Origin of the sequence: Clostridium saccharoperbutylacetonicum N1-4(HMT), from assembly GCF_000340885.1 — a bacterium.
Classification (GTDB): Bacteria; Bacillota; Clostridia; order Clostridiales; family Clostridiaceae; genus Clostridium; species Clostridium saccharoperbutylacetonicum.
Window position 1 is genome coordinate 3,631,573 of record NC_020291.1, and the last position, 20,051, is coordinate 3,651,623.

Here is a 20,051-nt window from a genome sequence, read left to right on the forward strand (position 1 = left end):
GTTATATTGTTTCATAGTTTTCATTTAATAAGTATTTATTAAACAATTTAATATATGTTGCATCTAATATTACATTAATCAATATAATGATTAAAATGTAGCTTAATTTAATTAAATTTTGTAACTACAACATATATTAAATATCAATTTGCTAAATAATTTATTATTTCATTTGCTTTAACAAATCATTTACTTGTTCTTTAGTTGCTAGTTCATCAGAAAATGCACTTGCACTACCTGTAGCAATTCCCATCTTAAAGGCTTCATTTATATCGTTATTTTTAAGATATCCGCATATAAAACCTGCAACCATAGAATCTCCTGCTCCAACTGAATTCTTTAATGTTCCTTTAGGAACTTCTCTTTTTATAGGATTCCCATTCTCAGGTAATAAGATTGCTCCATCACCAGCCATTGAAATAAGTACATTTTTAGCTCCCATTTCTTGAAGCTTCTTACCATATTTTATTATGTCGTCATCACTTTCAAGCGTAACATTAAACATTTCTGCCAGTTCATGGTGATTTGGTTTAATAAAAAATGGTTTGTACTTTAAAACCTTTAATAACAAATCTTTTGTAGCATCAACTACAAATTCAACGCCTTTTTCTAAAAGTCTGCTCATTATCTTTTCATAAATATCATCAGGTACACTACCCGGGATACTTCCTGATAAAACTAAATAGTCACCTTTTTCTAAATGAGATAATTTTTCAAATAATGCTTTTAAATTATCTTCAGTAATTTCAGGACCAGATCCATTTATCTCTGTTTCTCCATCACTTTTAAGTTTTACATTAATTCTAGAAATTCCATTTTCAAGTTTGATAAAATCACAATCTACGTCATGATTTTTTACTTGTCTTAATATCTCATCTCCAGTAAAACCTGCTACATAGCCTAAAGCTTTATTTTCCACTCCTAGATTAGTTAAAACTATCGATACATTAATTCCTTTTCCACCTGCATAAATTTGTTCTTCTTCAGTTCTGTTTAATTTATCCACTTTAAAGGAATCGACCTTAACAATATAATCTAATGAAGGATTGAGTGTTATAGTATTAATCAATTTTTATCACCTCTATTACATTAGTATCATAACTAATATTTTTACCATCTATTCTAAAAGTTATAATTTTCGAATCAGATATTGCACCAAAAGTTATAAAACTAACTTTTTCTAATTTTGAATGATCTGCTAAAACAAAAGATTCTTTACACATCTTCATAGCTTGTTCTTTGACCATTGCTTCATTTACATCTGGGGTTGTAAACCCTCCTTGATTACTTATTCCGTTAACACCAAAGAAGCCTTTTGTAAAATTATATTTTTTTAATTCTTCAACAGCGGTTGTACCTACTATAGCTTCAGTAATAGCTTTTAACTCTCCCCCGACTATAAAAGTTTTAATCCCCCTTTCCAAAAGTTTCTTTGCATGAACTATTCCATTTGTTACAGCAGTAATATTATTTGTACTTATAAAATCAATTACAAGCTCTGTAGTAGTACCTGCGTCTAAATAAATAACATCCCCTTCTTCAATTAAAGAAGCTGCATATTTTGCTATTTCTGATTTTTCATCAACATTTAAAGATTGTCTTATATTAACTTTATAGTCATATTTGGAAGCACTTTCATCAATTGAAATTGCACCACCATGAATTTTTTTAAGAAGACCTTCACTATCAAGTGAGTTTAAATCTCTTCTTACTGTTGATTCTGATGCATCCAATAATTTTACTAAATCAGTAACAGATACTATTCCTTTAACTTTTAATTCTTGAAGAATGATATTATATCTTTCTTCTGTAAACATTATCACCACTCCTTATAATTATAATAACTCATATTAAAACAAAAATCAATCATTTTCTTTCAAAAACAATCATATTTTTAACTTTTTTTAATTATTAATGACTTTTTAATTCTTTAACTAGTTATACATGGCTGTTTTTGGATGTTTTATCTTTTAATATACTCCTAAAAATCTCTTTCTCAACTCTTATTTTAAAAATCTATGAGTTCTTATTTTCTTTTTCTTTAACAATGTGTTTCTGTTGTCTATAAATACCATCTCTCATTATACTATAATTTTTCACTAACAGTTATTTAAAATAATTATTTTTCAATTAATGATTATACTATTATTAAGTTAAGTGCTCAAATTAGATTAAAATATTAAACAAAAAGAGTATCACTTTTGATTGTTTGTGATTGATTTTATTCAAACAATCAAATGCGATACTTCCCATATAAAAATACTTCTATTATAATATCATTACACAAAAACAAACACTATAATAAATCTCATAATAATAAAGCTACAAAAATCATATTCATGTTTTTGTAGCTTTATTTTAACTAAACAATCTTCGAATTATTGTCAATATTTATAGATTTATCTTCTAATTTTTTGCCATTAATAGATACATTTCTAAATGTAAGATTTTTAATATTTTGAAGAACTGCTTCACCTTTTACACCATTTAATAAAGCATCTTCTATTAATATATTTTCAATTGGGGCATCTTCAAACCCCTTTAAATATAATGCATTTTTAGCATCTATACTTCCACCATCAACAGTTTTAATATTTGATAAAGCAATATTTCTTAAGATAGGCTTATGATTACCATTTGTACCTTCTTCGTAAAAGAAATCAGCATGAATAACTGCGACTTTTGATTTATTTACAGTACTATTTTTAATATAAATATTTTCTAGCAAACCGCCTCTTTCTGCATTTGTCTTAAATCTTATTGGATAATCTAATTCTTCACTATCAAAATAATTATCATGTCCAAATATATTATTGACTCCACCAGAAATTTCACTACCTATTGTTATTCCACCATGTCCATCTTTGAATTCATTATTTCTTATAATAATATTTGATGTTGGAATTCCTATATTTCTTCCTTCATTATTTCTTCCTGATTTAATAGCAATACAATCATCTCCAGTTAAGAAATAGCAATTTTCTATTATCATATCTTTACATGACTCTGGATCTACCCCATCATTATTATATAAATTTGTATCTATTCTAATACCACTTACCTTTATATTTTCACATAATACTGGATTTACTTCCCAGAAAGGTGAATTCAATATTGTTATATCTCTAATTAAAATATTATTTGTTTTATACGGCTGAATAAATGGCGGCCTGATAGTGGAAATATCATCACTAAATATTCTTTCATTTCTGACATCTACACCCTCTTGTCCCATATTAAATAATCTTTCTCTTTGAATTTGTTGATCTTCTTCGTTAAAATAACCAAACTTCCAAGGCATCCAATTAAATTCATCTGCACATCCATCTAAAATCCCCTTACCAGTTATAGCAATATTGTTTTCTTCATAACTATAAATGAAAGGAGAAAAATTCATCATTTCTATCCCTTCCCATCTTGTATATACTAATGGGTAGAATTCATTCGTTTTATTTCTAACAAATTTTAGTATAGCATTTTCTTCTATATGTAATTCTATGTTGCTTTTTATATATATTGCTCCCGTATAATACACATTAGGATTTTGAGAATCGTCACTTCCCTTAATTACAACTTTTCCTCCTCCATTAAAGGATGCTTCATTTATTGCTTTTTGTATTGCATCTCCATAAAACTTTATTTTTCTACTTTTCTTTATTAAAGATTTACTGATATAAGTTATATCTTTTTTCATTTCGCTCTTAGTTCCATTATAAGGTCCATCTGGATGTACGAAATATTCTTCTTCAACTTCCTTAACTAAAGGTGAATATTTTTCATCTAAAATATCATATTTAACCTTAAATTCTAGCACAGGCATATTCTTATTTACTTTATCTTCTATTTTTTTATATAAATCTTCATTCCACTTTAATATAGACATTATTTTTCCTCCCAAATTTATCATTATATTTATTTTAATCCAATTTCACGCCACTTTTATTTAAATTATTTTAAACATAATAAAATACTTTCATGCTGCGCTCTCTACAAAGCAAAACCATGGCATTACTGTCATGGTTTTTACAAATTTAGTTATATTATACTAATTTAAAGCAGTATTATTAAACCCACCACTTTTATTTGTATATGCTACATTATTGTTTCCAAAACATTTTTCATACTGCCAGCCTGTTAAAACTTCAACAGCTGCTTTAGCTTCTGGAGTTACATCTTCCATTGATCCACCAGCTTTAATTCTATTTACTTCATCAACTAATAACTTATGAGTTTCTTTTGTAAGTTTATATCTTGAAGCTGCAAACCATGTTATTGTAAGTAATATTATTGGGAAAACTATAGTAACTATTGCTATACCTGTTATTGCGCTAGGTGGTTGTTGTACTAATTTATCTTTTGCACTTGAGCTTACAAAACCAAAAGCCGCTAAACCAATTCCAAGTATACTAGTTTCTATTGCTGCTGCAAGTTTTCCGAACAAACCATTTATACCGTTATAAATACCTTCTCTTCTCTTTAAAGTAAGTGCTTCATCTATGTCTGCAACGAATCCCATTTGGTAAGTTGGTACATAGTCAACTGCAGCCTTACCTACGATATTAACTACTGTGAAAACAAAGAATAAAGTGAAAGTAAATGAGTTATGTCCTGTAAATACAAGATATACATAACCTAAAAGTGATACAAATATTATTCCAATACCTAATTTGAAAGTTTTTGGACCACCAAATTTGTATGCAAGTATTATATATATAAATACAGCTACAAGTGAAACTCCTGATGAGACACTATTTACTGCTGATACATTAACAGTGTCTAAAGTTAAAACATAAAGTGCAAAGAAAGTAAGAACTCCTCCTTGAAGTTGTTTGTAAACACTACCCAAAAACCACATAGTGCTATGAAGTCTAAATGCTTTAAGTCTCATACATGAAACTAAATCAACTCCAAGCTTCTTAAATACTTCACTAAGTGAACCTGCAGCATCTTCATAAACTACTGTTTTAGGATCTCTTTCATATACATTAAACAAGAAGAATAGTAAAGCTATTGTGGTTATAATTCCCCAAGAAAGTCCTATATACCAATAAGATTGAGCTGTAGCCTTTCCAAAAGTACTAAAAATATATGCAGTTATTAATCCTGAAATAAATCCTGATAAAGTACCACAATATTGTTTTCCACCAATAAGTTTTGCTTTTTCTGCAGCATTTTGAGTCATTTCAGCTGGAAGAGTAGTTCCAGGTACAAATATTAAAGTATACGCTATTTCATATATCATATTAACTGCGAAATAGTAAGAAAAAGATTGACCTGCTATCCATAAGCATGGGAATATAATAGCTATTCCAACTATTCCTAATGCTATGAAAGGTTTTCTTCTACCAAATCTTCTACCTAACTTTGTTTGACCAAAACCATCACTTATAAATCCTAATACTGGATTTCCAACAGCATCGATAAGCCTTGCAATTGTGAAGATAGATGATGCTTTTATTGGATCAAGTCCGCAAACAGTAGTGTAAAATAACAGCAACCATGCTGACATTAACCCTTGGGCTCCACTTCCTAAAAAGTTTATACTTGAATAACCAAGTATATTTCTTAATTTAATTTTTTCGTTCATTGTTTTTTTCCTCCTCATATAATTTGAGCACTCTTGAAAACCTATAACACAAACTTTAACTCGATTTTCATTTTAATATTTCTATGATTTCTAATAAAAGCAAAAATAGTCTCACATAATAATGCGTTTTTTTAAGACTCTTAAAAAATTATTATTGTATAATGCCCGTTTTTAATTATTTCATTACAAAAACCAGGCATAATTTAATTATATAAAAGCAAATACTATATCATTAGCACCCAAGAGTTCTCATTTGTCATTTTTTAATAATTAACAGAAAAATAGCGTTTACATTGAGCTTTATGATATATCACATCAAAAAGATGTAATATATCACTAAGTTTAAAGTAAGTTAGCTTCTGCCGCTGCCATTATAAATGGTCCTAAACCTTTTGGTTCATTACAAACTATTGGTTCACTTATATAATAAGTAAACGAACCATCTCTATTGTCCTTGCCACCAAGTCCTGCTACAAAACATATTTTATTCAAATTAATAAGACCTTCTTTAGTTTCAAGTATAAACTCGTCAATTAATCCTTTATAAGATAACTTACCAAATTCTCTTAATTCTTCTGGTAAATATCCCTTTCTTATACCTTTAAAAATAGCATATGCTATCATTGAAGAACCTGAAGCCTCTAAATAATTTCCTTTTCTATCACCTTGATCTAATACTTGATACCAAACATGACTATCTTTATCTGCAACTTTAACTAGTGCTTGTACACATTCATTAAATATTCTAAGGATTTCTGGTTTGTACTTATTATCCTCTGGTAATTCTTCTAAAGTATCAACTAGTGCCATAACATACCACCCCATTGATCTACTCCAAAAATGTGCAGATAAACCTGTTTCTTTATTAGCCCAAAGTTGAGTTCTTGCATCATCATAAGCGTGATATAACAAACCTGTTTTTTCATCGATTAAATGATTTCTAGCAATAATGAATTGTTTAGCAATATCATCAAATTCAGAAACATTCCCGAACTCGTTTACATACTTTGCATAAAAAGTTGCACCCATATATAGTCCGTCTAGCCAAATTTGTTCTGGATAGATTTCTTTATGCCAGAAAACACCTTCTCTAGTTCTAGGATGTTTATCAATTTGTGACCTTAATAATTGTAATGCCTTCTTGTATTTTTCTTCTTTAGTTTCTTTATATATAGTTAATAATATTTTACCATTATTCAAATGGTCAATGTTATATTCATCAACTCTGTATCCTCTAATGGATCCATCTTCTTGAACAAAAGTATCCATACATTCCTTCAAATAATCAAAATACTTTCTATCCTTAGTTTGTTTCCAAACTTCTGCAATTCCATCTAACGTCAAACCGAATTCATAAGCCCAGTAGCTAGTTAGATCTGTTTTTCTCATTATGACAGATTCAGCCATCCATTTTGCATAATCTTTCATGTATTTTCCTCCTAAACATTAACTAATACTAATAATTAAATTATTAAGTTCATCCTTTTAACAACTCAACCATATTGTAATAAATCCTTTTAAATTATATCATGCACACGTGTTCAATACCAGCAAAAAAAATTAATGATTTATTCATACATAAAATCGAACTGTTTTGCACACGTTCACAAGAGTTTTGCACACGTGTGCTGACTACATATTTATTATACAATGATTTGCAATCAATTACAAGTATTTTAATAAAAAAAACATCCTCATTTGCTATTTTTTTAACAACTTTAATTTCTATATTGCATCTATATCCCTAAGATTATTTTCCTAGAATAAATGCAATATAGAATATTAAAATTACTTAACTTTAGAAGAATGTTCTATAATGTAACACCTTGCTTTAAAATTGAAATTTCTTTAAACTTGTTAATTTCATTATTAACTAGTTTCCCACCAGAAACTTCAATTATATATTGTAATAAATCTTCTGTCACTTCATCCATATTTTTATCTTCAACTAAGCAACCTGCATTAAAATCCATCCAATGAGGTTTTAATTTGTAAAGAGCTGAATTTGTAGATATTTTAATTGTTGGAACAAAAGTTCCAAACGGAGTTCCTCTTCCTGTAGTAAATAATACAAGATGGCATCCTGCTGCCGCTAGTGCTGAGGCTGCAACTAAATCATTACCAGGTCCACTTAATAAATTTAATCCATTTGTCCTTAAAGTTTCTCCATATTTAAGCACATCTACAACCGTAGCATTTCCTGATTTTTGTGTACACCCTAATGATTTATCTTCAAGCGTCGTTATCCCTCCTGCTTTATTACCTGGTGAAGGGTTTTCATATATTGGTTGATTATATGACATAAAGTATTCCTTAAAGTCATTAATTAAATGTACTGTTTTATCAAATACAGAATCATTTGAGCATCTATTCATCAATATAGTTTCTGCACCAAACATTTCAGGAACTTCAGTAAGAATTGTAGTTCCACCTTGAGATACTAAGAAATCTGAAAAACTTCCAACAAGCGGATTAGCTGTTATTCCTGAGAACCCATCAGAGCCCCCACATTTTAATCCAACTTTTAATTTTGATATAGATACAGGAACTCTCTTATCATCTTTCATATTTTCATAAAGATCTTTTAATATTTTAGCCCCTTCTCCAATTTCATCTGAAACTTCTTGAGCCACTAAAAATTTAATTCTCTTACTATCATATTCACCTAATGATTCAATAAATTCTTTCATAGTATTGTTTTCGCAACCAAGTCCTAAAACCAATACTCCTCCAGCATTAGGATGCTTAACTAAATTTCCAAGCATTGTTCTTGTATTTGCATGGTCATCACCTAATTGTGAACAACCATAATTATGTTTGAATACTTCAAGGCCATCAATTCCTACTGGATTAACTTCAGACTTAAACTTTTCAAGAATTCTTTCTCCAATTCCATTTACACATCCAACAGTTGGAACAATCCATAATTCATTTCTTATACCTACAGTTCCATTTTCTCTTTCATAACCATCAAATGTAAGTTTTCTATCAGCTCTAGATACATCATTTAATTGTTGACTAAATGAATAATCTTTTATTCCATTTAAATTTGTTTTAATATTATGAGTATGTACCCATTCTCCAGCTTCAATTTCTTTTATAGCATGTCCAATAGCATATCCATACTTAATAACATTTTCGTCATTCGAAATGTTAGCTATTGCTATTTTATGACCTCTTTTAACTTCTTCTTTAGTTTCTATTTTTATATTATCTAATTCTAAAATTTCACCTTTATTTATATCTCTAAGTGCTACAACCACATTATCTTTATCATTAATCTTAATAAAATCCTTCATGCACCATTACCTACTTTCAATTTATTATTTAGAAAGCGTGGCTACTCCACGCTAAAATGCACAATTCACAGTTCACAATTTAGGATAAAATTCTTCTTAGAAAAACTTTTAGATTTTTTCCTGTATTATGCATTGTGATTTGTGCACTGTGAATTAATATTTTAATTATCTATATTTCATCAGCTAAACAAATTATAGTATTTTCTATACGATTTTATGAAATAATAAAATCGCATAGAAATTTAATAAAACTCATTGAAGAATTAGAAATTAAAGAACTTCTTTAACAGCTTCTTTCATTCCAACTTTTTCGATTATTTCTAAGTAACCAGATACTTTATCAGTTAATCCTGGAACATCGTTCAAGTTGCTTCCCCAGTTCTTTTCATATCCAAGAACCCCTGTCACAACCTTCTTTAAACCTTCGCTTGTTCCATCACAGTTTGTCCATAGATTCTTAAATAATTCTAAAATATCTTCATCATCTGAAAGTTGAATATCTTCGTCTCCTCTTTTTCCTTTATAGAATTCTATTAAAGCAGCAATAGAGAATACTAATTTCTTAGGTAATTCACCTTTTCTCTTTAAGTATTCAGTTAAGCTTGGTAAATCTCTTGTCTTATATTTTGACATAGAGTTTAATGCTATACTCATTAAATAGTGTTTTACATATGGATTTCTAAATCTTTCTATTATGGCATCTGCAAATTCAACTAATTCATCGTGTGGAAGATCTAATGTTGGTATAATTTCATCATAAATTACTTCATGAACATATTTACCTATTACTTCGTGATCTACTGATTCTCCAACAGTTTCTAATCCATAAAGATATGCAACTGGTACCATTGCTGTATGTGGTCCATTAAGTATTCTTACTTTTCTAGTTCTATATGGAGTCATATCATCTACAACTTTGATGTTTAATCCTGCTTTATCTATTGGTAATTCATCTTTTACTGATTGTGGTCCTTCAATTACCCATAGGTGGAAGATTTCACCTACATCTACTAAATTATCATCATAACCGATTTCTTTTCTAACTTCTTCAATTGTATCTCTTGGATATCCTGGTACAATTCTATCTACTAAACTGCAGCAGAAAGTATTAGCTTCATTAATCCAATTAACAAATTCTTGTCCTAAATTCCATACTTCAGCATATTTTAATACTATTTCTTTTAATTTTTCACCATTTCTATCGATAAGTTCACATGGTATTATAATTAATCCTTTATCGCTTGCACCATTAAATGCCTTAAATCTACGATATAAAAGTGCTGTTAATTTTGCAGGATATCCTTTTTGGCATCCACCTTCTAATTTATCATCAGCTTCAAAAGCTATTCCAGCTTCTGTAGTATTAGAAACTATAAATCTTAATTCAGGATTTTCTCCAACTTTTAAATATTCTTCATAATCTCTGTATGGATTGATTCCTCTGCTTATACTATTCATAACCTTATGAGTTCTTACAGCTTTTCCATTTTGCATACCTTGAAGATATAGTGTATATAATCCATCTTGATCATTTAACATATCAACTAAACCATTTTCTAATGGTTGTACTACTACTACACTTCCATTAAAACCAGCTTCATCATTCATCTTATCTATTTGCCAATCAACAAAGGCTCTTAGAAAATTTCCTTCTCCAAATTGTAATACTTTTTCAGGATAACTTTTAAACTCTTTATATGTTTCCTTATTTAACTTCATAGATCTTTCCTCCAAATATTCTATTTAGGTATTTTTATTTCAATACACAATTCACAATGCAAAATATTTATAAACAAACTTTAATATCATACATTGTCAATTGTTCATTGACTTTTAAAAAACTAAATTTGCAAAATAGTTAATATAAATTTCATATTTATCTTTTACTTAATTAGTGTATTTAGAGATAGGATACACTTAATATAATTAAGCTTTTAAAATCATATCAAATAAATATCTAACTATTTTACACTTGTAAGATAATTCTACTTCTTTGCTTTTTCAAACGCTTCTACAAATTGTTTAGCAGTCTTTTCAACTAATTCAAAGTCACCAGTCTTTGCTCCTTTAGTTAAATCACCACCAGTACCAACAACAACAGCTCCAGCTTCAATCCACTCATGTAAATTAGCTACTGTTACTCCACCAGTTGGCATAAAATCACCTTGAGGAAGTGGTCCTTTAAATGATTTAATTACAGATGGTCCATAAAGATTAGCTGGGAATATTTTAACAACATCAACCCCGTATTCAAAAGCAGTAACTGCATCTTTTACAGTCATTACTCCAGGCATAACTAAAACTTTATATCTATTGCAAAGTTTTAAAGTTTCAACGTCCAAATATGGACTAACAATAAATTGTGCTCCCGCTAAAATACAAGCCCTTGCAGTTTCAGAATCTAAAACCGTACCAGCTCCAACTATTATATCTGTACCTTCATATTTTTCTACAGCTTCTTTAATTACATCTATAGGATTTGGAACAGTCATAGTCATTTCCATGATTTTTATTCCACCCTTAGAAACTGCATCAACTATTTTTATAGCTTCTTCCTTTGAATCGCCTCTAACTACAGCTACAACTCCAGCTTCTTTAATTTTTTGTAATACTACTTCTCTTCTCATTTTTTTCGCCTCAACTATCACGATATTTTCACAGCTATAATACTTATGTGAACTTATCATTTTATTTTTAAACATGCGCAATTCCCAAGTTGGTTAATTATAATCATTAATTATGGTATAAATATTATGGGATTATGATGGATTTTAATATTATTTAAAATTTTTATTTTCTTGAGAATTGCGCAAAATTATATATTAATAAGTTATAAAATAACTCATTTACATATTGAAATAATTATTAGCATTGTTATAGCTAATATCTGAAACTATTTTACCTAAAACTTCATAATCATCAGGGAATTCGCCATTATCAACCCATTCACCTATCACATTACAAAGTATTCTTCTGAAGTATTCATGTCTTGTATAAGATAAGAAACTTCTTGAATCAGTAAGCATTCCAACAAATGTACTTAACATTCCTAAACTAGCAAGTGATTTTATTTGTTCTTGCATACCAGTTTTGTGATCGTTAAACCACCAAGCTGAACCAAATTGTAATTTACCTTTTATTCCATCACCTTGGAAACATCCTATTAATGTTCCGATAGTAGAATTATCATTTGCATTTAAGCTATATATTATAGTTTTAGGAAGTGCATTTTCCATGTTTAAAGCATTTAATAATCTTGAAAGTGGAATTGCAACTTCAGTATCATTTAATGAATCAAATCCTGTATCAGGACCTAATACTTTGAACATCTTAGTATTATTATCTCTAACACAATTCATGTGAAATTGATTTGTCCAGTTTAAATCATGATATAGTTTTCCAAAGAATTTTAAAACAAATACTCTAAATTTGTTTTCAGCTTCAAATGAAACACTACCATTCTTTAATACATTAACAAATATTTCAGCTACTTCTTCCTTAGAAGCATTTCCAACAGGAACAAAATCTAAGGCATTATCAGAAACTCTACATCCAACTTCATGGAAGAATTCAACTCTCTTCTTTAAAGCTTCTAAATATTCATCAAAGTTTGTGATTTTATTTCCAACAACTTCTTCCAATTTATTGAACCATTCTTTAAATGTTTCTTTATTAATTCCTAATGCTTTATCAGGCCTAAATGCTGGTAAAACTTTAATATCAAAACTCTTATCTTCTTTTATAGCTAAATGATATTCTAATGAATCTATTGGATCATCTGTAGTGCATATCACTTTAACATTTGACTTTTTAATAAGACCTCTTACTCTGAATTCTTCAGTATTTAGCATTTTATTTACTTTTTCCCAAATAGCTGGTGCTGTTTTTTCATTTAATGTTTCTTCAACTCCAAAATATCTCTTCAATTCTAGATGTGTCCAATGATATAATGGATTTCCAATAGCCATTGAAATTGTTTTTGCCCATGCTAAAAACTTTTCATAATCGCTTCCATCTCCAGTTATAAACTTTTCATCTATACCGAAAGTTCTCATTTGTCTCCATTTATAGTGGTCCCCATAAAGCCAAACTTGAGTTATATTTTCAAATTGTTTATTGTCTAATATTTCTTTTGGATTAATGTGACAATGATAATCTATGATCGGCATTTTCTCAGAATAATCATGATATAATTTTTGAGCCACCTCACTAGATAATAAAAAATTTTCATCCATAAATTTTTTCATAGTAAAATCCTTCTCTCTTTATTTTCCGCAAACATTATGGAATAGTGCCATTGTTCACGTGAACATTTATCTTTTTTTATTATATTAGTATTTTAATTAAAATGCAACTTTTTTTATTAACATTAATTTAATGTTAATCTATTATTCAAGCATACCATTTTCCCATTTACCTTCTTGAAGATCTTGTGCAACTTTTCTATATTTATCATCTGGTAAGTTGTGTAATACCCCTACAACAATAGCAGCCAATGCTAATGCTACTGCTGGATATAATGTCATAGCACCTTTAATTCCAAGTAATGTTTCTGCACTTTGCTGTGCATTTGCAACGTATCCAGTCATTCCTAATACACTTGCACTTACAATAGCAGCTAAAGATTGAGCTATCTTTCTTGAGAAATTAAACGCTGCATATGTCACACCTTCTTTTCTTATTCCAGTATGCCAGTGACCATAATCTATTGCATCTGTAACGAATGCCCAAGTCACCCCATTCGGAATAGCTAATCCTACATAACCAATAGTTACAAGTGTTATGAAAATTGTTGGATCTGCTTGATTAGTTGGCATAATAAAATTCAATCCATTAGCGACAATACCTATCAATAGTCCTGAAATTGCAGTTTTCTTCTTACCAAATTTCTTTACTAAAAATGGTATTGCAAATATACCAATTACAGAACATCCAATCATTATACCGTTAACTTTTGGCTGAAGTGCTATATCTCCTAGGTTATATTGACAAAAGAATATCATCATTTGGTTATTAGTATTCATAGCAGAAATAGTGAATAATTGCATAAGAATTAAACATAATAGTGGTCTATTTGTAAATATTACTTTAATGTAGTCTTTCGCAGATGCCTTTTCTGATTTACCATTTCTATTAACTACGACATGTTCTTTAGTATTAGTGAAACAAATAAAGAATGAAATAACTCCTATACAAGCCATAACTGCAGCTGCAATAGGATACCCAATTTTTTTATCATTGAACATCATAAGAATAGGTACAAAAGCTACTCCAGTTATTAATTGAGCTCCAAGAGATCCAGCTTGTCTAAATGTTGCCAATTGGCTTCTTTCTTCTACATCTCTTGTCATTACTGATGCTAGAGATCCATAAGGAACATTAGTAAATGAATACATAAGCCCCCATATCATATATGTTACATAACCATATACAATTTTTGATGTAAGTGAAATATTTGGCATAGTAAATGTAATCACAGTTAGTATTGCTAAAATTATACTAGATATCATCATTACAGGTCTAAATTTACCTGATTTCCCAGCTTTTCTCCCATCAATTATTGAACCTGCTAATGGATCCATAAAAGCATCAAATATCTTTGTAAATGCAAATATTCCACCAACAGCTGCAGCACCAATTCCACAAGTATCTACAAAAAATTTTGTAAGATATGATTGTCCTAAGTCAAACATAAATCCATTTCCAAAATCTCCAAAACCATATGAAATTTTTTCTCTTAAACTTAACTTAGTATTTCCATTGTCAGAACCTTTAGTCTGACTATTCTTCGATTGTTCCATTTTTATCCTCCTTATCTAAGCATTATAATGCTTAGACTTATACAACTTATTATAAATTTTTCTTGACTTTGTCTATCAATTCATTATATTCTTCATCACTTAAATACACTTGTTGTGGGTTCATTTCAAATGTTCCTCCCCATGAAGGACCTCCTTCATATTTGGGTACTAAGTGAAAATGAAGATGTTTCATTGTATCAGCGAATGCTCCATAATTTATTTTATTAGGAGTAAAAGCTTTATGTATAGCTTGCGCAACCCTACGAACATCTTTAATAAATGAACTAGCTTCTTGTTCAGTCAATTCAGCAACTTCGCTCTTATGTTCTTTAAAAACCACATTACATCTCCCTTTATAAGTTTGTTCTTTAAACAAATATACTGTTGATACTTCTAAATCACATATTTTAATCATTAGCTTATCAAGTTCTTCGTTCTTTGAACAATAAAAACATTTTTCATCAAAGTTCATTTTTATTACCTCCAAATTTTAATATTTATATTAACTTAATTATAAATACTACATATATAACATTTACAATTAAAATTATATAAAGCTTTACTTTCTAATACTATGTTAAATCCTTGTCAATCATTTCCATGTTTGTACAATATAATTTACTTAGTAACGGTTTACGTAAATAACATAAGTTTACATGGTTTGTTAACGTGAACAATTTTAAATAAAGATATAACTCACTTCTAACATTATATTATTTCTAAATTAAGAATGCAATAGTTTTAGTTAACGTTAACAAAAATTTTTCTAAGATAATTAGTGATTTTGTCATTAATCATCTTAGAAAACAACTTATAATTTTTTAACTGATTTTCTCATTACAAGCTTTGATTCTATAAACACTTTGTTTCTATCAATCTCTTTATTATTTATTAGATTTAAAATATAAGTGCCTCCATATTTACTCATTGTCAACGAATCTTTTTTTACACTTGATAATGTTGGTGTTACATAATTACAAAAATTACTATCATCAAAGCCTATAATTGAAATATCATCAGGAACGCTTAAACCGCTTTCTGATATAGCTTTCATAGCTCCAACAGCAATATCATCGTTAGAACAAAATACTGCTGTAGGTTTTTCATCTAATTCTAATAATTTATTCATGCTTATGTACCCACTCTGTAAATCGTACTTACCACTTATAATCAATTCTTCATTAATAGGAATATTATTATCTTCTAATGCTTTTATATATCCTTTTCTTCTATATGAACTAGATTCAAATTCTTTATTTCCTTCTATTAATGCTATTCTTTTATGATTATTTTCTATAAAATATGTAACAGCATCGTACGACCCTTTAGTATCATCTGACATAATATTTATTATTTTATCATCATCAATATTTCTATTTATGACTACAGTTGGTATATTTTTTTCTAGTATAGTTTTTATAAATTTATCATCGTTCTTACTTTGGCTTACAACTATTATTCCATCAAAATTTTTATTATCAATTGGATGTGAATATTCATAATCATCAATTCCTCTAATGACTAAATTATATTCTTTATCCATGACCTTATTTACACCTTTAATAATTTCATGGAAAAATGTATCTGAAGTTCCTTCACTAATGGAAGAAAAGAAAATTCCTATAACATATGATTTTAATAAAACCAAACTTTTAGCACTATAATTTGGAACATAATTTAATTCCTTTGCTAAAGCTTTAATTTTAACCTTTGTTTCTTCATTTATGTATGGGCTATTGTTAAGTGCTCTTGACACTGTTGTATGAGAAACGTTAGCCAATTTTGCAATATCTTTTATAGTAACACTCATTACTCCTCTGCACCCCTTATTAATATTATGAATTTATTCTACCATATTGTATAAAATATGCAAAAATATATTATAATTCAATTCTTATATTAATCATAAGCATATTTAACAATATAATTCCTCTATTATTATAGACTTAAATTTATATATAATATATTAATTTTAATTGTTTTGGCAATATTTTTCTATAGTTTCTGCAACTCTTTTTGCTTGAACTACAGCTTCAACAACAGTTTTTGCACCTGTCACTACATCTCCTGATGCAAAAGTTCCTCTTTTAGTTGTATTTCCATTTTCATCAGTTATTAATAATCCCCATCTATTTGTATTCAACTCTGTTGTATTTGAAACAATGTTAGTTCTTGGAGTTTGACTTACAGCAATAATTGTTGAATTGCAATTAAAAAACTCCTCTTTTCCTTCGATGGTTTTAGTAAACATTTTTCCATCAGAATCTATTACATTTTCAGTAACTGCAAGTCTCACACCTTCTTCTGTTATTTCTATAGGAGACTTAAATAATTTAAAATTAATATTATCCTCTTTTGCTTCTCTTATTTCTTGTTTTGTTGCTGACATTTCCTCGAAGCCTTTTCTATATATTATAGTAACTTCCTTTGCACCATTTCGCTTAGCACTTCTAGCAGCATCCATAGCAACATTTCCAGCTCCAATTACTGCAACCTTATCTCCCAAGCAATAATATTCTGGTGATTTTAGATAATCTATAGCAAAATGTACATTGCCAAGAGTTTCGCCCTTAATATTCAAAGTCTTTGGATTCCATACTCCAGTTCCAATAAAAACAGCCTTATATCCATCTTCAAATAATCTATCAAGAGAAATAACAGGTCCTATAAGAGTGTTTGGCCTAATTTTAACACCAATTTCTACAAGTTTTTCTTCAAGTGTATCAATTAATTTCTTAGGCAACCTATATTCTGGTATTCCATACCTTAATACTCCCCCTATTTTCACGTGTGCATCAAAAATAGTAACTTTATAGCCTTTCATAGCAAGAATAAAAGCAATTGTTATTCCTGCTGGCCCTCCACCAACTATAGCAATTCTATCTTTGTCTTTAGGTACATTACTCAAACTAATTTCTTCTAAGTACTTTTTTGATATTTCATGTTCTATATCATGAAAATTAATAGGTTCTCCCTTTATTCCTCTAACGCAATTACCCTTACACTGATCTTCATGAATACAAACTAATGAGCATATTACAGAAAGTGGATTATTATTGAATAAGATTTCTCCAGCTTCCTTAAGTTTTCCTTCTTTATAAAGTTTTATAATTTCAGGTATAGGTGTATAAATAGGGCAATTATCCTTACATCTTGGCACCTTACATAGTAAACATCTTGACGCTTCATTTAATAAAAAATCTATATTTGACATTTATCTAACATTCCTCCTTTGTTTTATTATACATTAAGCATAGTAACTCATATTTATATTTATTTCAACTATTTATTAAAAAATATGCTACCCTTTTTAATCAAATAGGATAGCATATTTAAATATTTACTCTTTATTATACAAATACAACGTTCCATTTATATGACTAAGAGATAATTAACGTCAAAACATCTATTTAGTCTATTCTCATCAAAATCCCTCTTACTATTTTAACTAATTCTTAATTTCTTCAATTATATCAATTAACATATTAACTCTATTAAATGGAGTAATGAAATATAAACCATCTGCAATATCTTTGAGTTTCTTTCCAATTTCCACGCTTATCTTTACTCCAACTCTTTGTGCTTCCTCCTTATCCATGTTCTCAGAAAACATCCTAATATATTTTTCTGGAATTGTAACACCAGGGAGTTCATTATTTAAAAATATAGCATTTCTATAACTAACTATTGGAAGAAGTCCCGCTAAAATTTTCACATCAGTCTTTTCTTTAATCTTCTTTAAAAATTCAATAGCCTCATCATCATATATTGGCTGAGTTAAAAAGAATCTTGCACCTTTTTCTATTTTTTTAAGCATTCGGTTAAATTCAACTTCTTTATTTAAAACATTTAAATTCAAGGCACCACCAATATGAATAGTATCGCCTTTAAAAAATTCTTCATTCATATCGTTTATTAATTCCATCAATTTAAATGAATTTAAATTAAATACACTTTTTGTTTCTATTTTTGTTGCATCTGATATCGGATCTCCTGTAACTGCTAATACATTCCTTATATCCTCAATATGTGAAGCAATTAATGAAGATCTTATTGCATTTGTATTCTTATCTCTACAGCAGATATGTGGCATAACTTCAATTCCAATTTCTCTTTTTATCTTAGTAGCTATAATTGTAGAATCTGCTTTTACCTTTGACATCGGAGAATCAGGAATCGTTACTAAATCTATATTATTCTCTTTACATATTCTAGCTCCATTCATTAGTTTTGTAATATCAGTATCTGCTGGTGCAGATAACTCAATTGCAATCACAAATTCATTTCTATCTAATTTACTCCTAAAAGAATTCTCTATGCAAAATTCTTTTTCTACTACTTCTTCTTTATTATTTGAACCTATAACTTTAATTTTTTCAAATTTTCCTTCAACTAATGCTACAATTTCTTTTATATAATTAGGATTTGTTCCGCAGCATCCTCCAATTATTGATACTCCTTGTAATCGTATCTCATTTACCTTTTTAGCAAAATACTTAGGATTATTTGGATAAACAGTTCTTTCATGAATCAATTCAGGAAACCCAGCATTAGGAAGTGCTGAAACTATATCATTATCTATATTAATGCTTTTAATTATTTCAGACATATGTGTTGGACCTGAACCACAATTAAATCCATAAGCATCAATTTCTTTAATAGACTTGACCACATTAATTAATTTCTTAATACTTACGCCATCTCTAGTAAATCCATCTGGTTTAACAGCAAACTGTGTTAATATAAAACTATTCCTGTCTTTATCTTTAATATATTTACTTATTTCTTCAATATACGAATAATTACTAAAAGTTTCAAATACGAAAACATTAATATTATTTTCAAGAAAACAATCAACTATAAACTTATATTCATTTAATATATTTTCCGGTGCTTCATCTAATATACTACTTGCCTTTATTGGCCCTATACTTGCTCCAATATAAATTTCTCTATCTTTAGCAACTTCCTTTGCTATATCAATTCCTGATTTTATTACTTCACGTAATTTATCTAAAGATACATTAAGGTCATATGTATTGGCTGAGAAAGTATTAGTTCTAATTAATTTAGCCCCAGCATTAATATATTGTTCGTGAATTTTTTTAATTGAATCTTTATCCTCTAAATTAGCAAATTCACAATATGAAATATCATTACCAGTTGATTCAGCATAATAAGTGCCCATTGCCCCATCAAATATTAATATATTCTTCTTCAAATATTCTCTTATCATTGTTTAATCTCCCCAATTTCTATAAATAATATTTAAAGTAAGTATACTATAAATTTCTCATGCCGTCCTTATTTTTATTTAAAACAAAAATAGATTTATCTATTTTCAAGATAAATCTATTTTAAAAT

At 28.6% G+C, this 20,051-nt stretch carries 14 protein-coding genes; all 14 read right to left on the reverse strand.

Translation table 11 applies throughout. The features are described 5' to 3' along the window. Positions 1 to 163 precede the first annotated feature (163 nt). Positions 164 to 1,069 (reverse strand): 1-phosphofructokinase, encoded by a 906-nt coding sequence (gene pfkB / locus CSPA_RS16190; protein ID WP_015393415.1) that lies wholly within the window; start codon positions 1,067 to 1,069, stop codon positions 164 to 166. Further along, positions 1,062 to 1,817 carry a DeoR/GlpR family DNA-binding transcription regulator gene (locus CSPA_RS16195; RefSeq protein WP_015393416.1) on the reverse strand — a complete coding sequence of 252 codons (756 nt, stop codon included), beginning with the start codon at positions 1,815 to 1,817 and terminating at the stop codon, positions 1,062 to 1,064. Before CSPA_RS16195 ends, pfkB begins: the two co-directional genes overlap by 8 nt. A gap of 545 nt (positions 1,818 to 2,362) precedes the next feature. Continuing rightward, a complete protein-coding gene (locus tag CSPA_RS16200; RefSeq protein WP_015393417.1) occupies positions 2,363 to 3,883 on the reverse strand; it encodes a glycoside hydrolase family 28 protein in 1,521 nt (506 codons plus the stop codon). 162 nt (positions 3,884 to 4,045) lie between these two features. Beyond that, positions 4,046 to 5,587: an MFS transporter gene (locus tag CSPA_RS16205; protein WP_015393418.1), complete on the reverse strand. Its 1,542-nt coding sequence runs from the start codon at positions 5,585 to 5,587 to the stop codon at positions 4,046 to 4,048. 342 nt (positions 5,588 to 5,929) lie between these two features. Beyond that, positions 5,930 to 7,015, reverse strand: coding sequence for a glycoside hydrolase family 88/105 protein (locus CSPA_RS16210; protein ID WP_015393419.1), 1,086 nt, complete (start codon positions 7,013 to 7,015; stop codon positions 5,930 to 5,932). 383 nt (positions 7,016 to 7,398) lie between these two features. Then, positions 7,399 to 8,886 (reverse strand): UxaA family hydrolase, encoded by a 1,488-nt coding sequence (locus CSPA_RS16215; RefSeq protein ID WP_015393420.1) that lies wholly within the window; start codon positions 8,884 to 8,886, stop codon positions 7,399 to 7,401. Positions 8,887 to 9,156: 270 nt separating this feature from the next. After that, entirely contained in the window at positions 9,157 to 10,605 is a 1,449-nt protein-coding gene (locus tag CSPA_RS16220; RefSeq protein WP_015393421.1) for a tagaturonate reductase, read from the reverse strand. Between the two features lie 266 nt (positions 10,606 to 10,871). Next, the gene (locus CSPA_RS16225) at positions 10,872 to 11,513 is read right to left on the reverse strand and encodes a bifunctional 4-hydroxy-2-oxoglutarate aldolase/2-dehydro-3-deoxy-phosphogluconate aldolase (RefSeq protein WP_015393422.1); all 642 of its coding nucleotides are present in this window, start codon (positions 11,511 to 11,513) and stop codon (positions 10,872 to 10,874) included. A gap of 219 nt (positions 11,514 to 11,732) precedes the next feature. Continuing rightward, positions 11,733 to 13,133: a glucuronate isomerase gene (uxaC, locus tag CSPA_RS16230; protein ID WP_015393423.1), complete on the reverse strand. Its 1,401-nt coding sequence runs from the start codon at positions 13,131 to 13,133 to the stop codon at positions 11,733 to 11,735. Between the two features lie 141 nt (positions 13,134 to 13,274). Then, positions 13,275 to 14,687: a glycoside-pentoside-hexuronide (GPH):cation symporter gene (locus CSPA_RS16235; protein ID WP_015393424.1), complete on the reverse strand. Its 1,413-nt coding sequence runs from the start codon at positions 14,685 to 14,687 to the stop codon at positions 13,275 to 13,277. A 49-nt stretch (positions 14,688 to 14,736) separates the two neighbouring features. Then, entirely contained in the window at positions 14,737 to 15,159 is a 423-nt protein-coding gene (locus CSPA_RS16240; protein ID WP_015393425.1) for an HIT family protein, read from the reverse strand. A gap of 339 nt (positions 15,160 to 15,498) precedes the next feature. Further along, entirely contained in the window at positions 15,499 to 16,497 is a 999-nt protein-coding gene (locus CSPA_RS16245) for a LacI family DNA-binding transcriptional regulator (protein WP_015393426.1), read from the reverse strand. Between the two features lie 162 nt (positions 16,498 to 16,659). Continuing rightward, positions 16,660 to 17,901 (reverse strand): NAD(P)-dependent oxidoreductase, encoded by a 1,242-nt coding sequence (locus CSPA_RS16250; protein WP_015393427.1) that lies wholly within the window; start codon positions 17,899 to 17,901, stop codon positions 16,660 to 16,662. A 234-nt stretch (positions 17,902 to 18,135) separates the two neighbouring features. Next, complete coding sequence (locus CSPA_RS16255) at positions 18,136 to 19,923, reverse strand: bifunctional homocysteine S-methyltransferase/methylenetetrahydrofolate reductase (RefSeq protein WP_015393428.1); 1,788 nt, start codon at positions 19,921 to 19,923, stop codon at positions 18,136 to 18,138. Positions 19,924 to 20,051 lie beyond the last annotated feature (128 nt).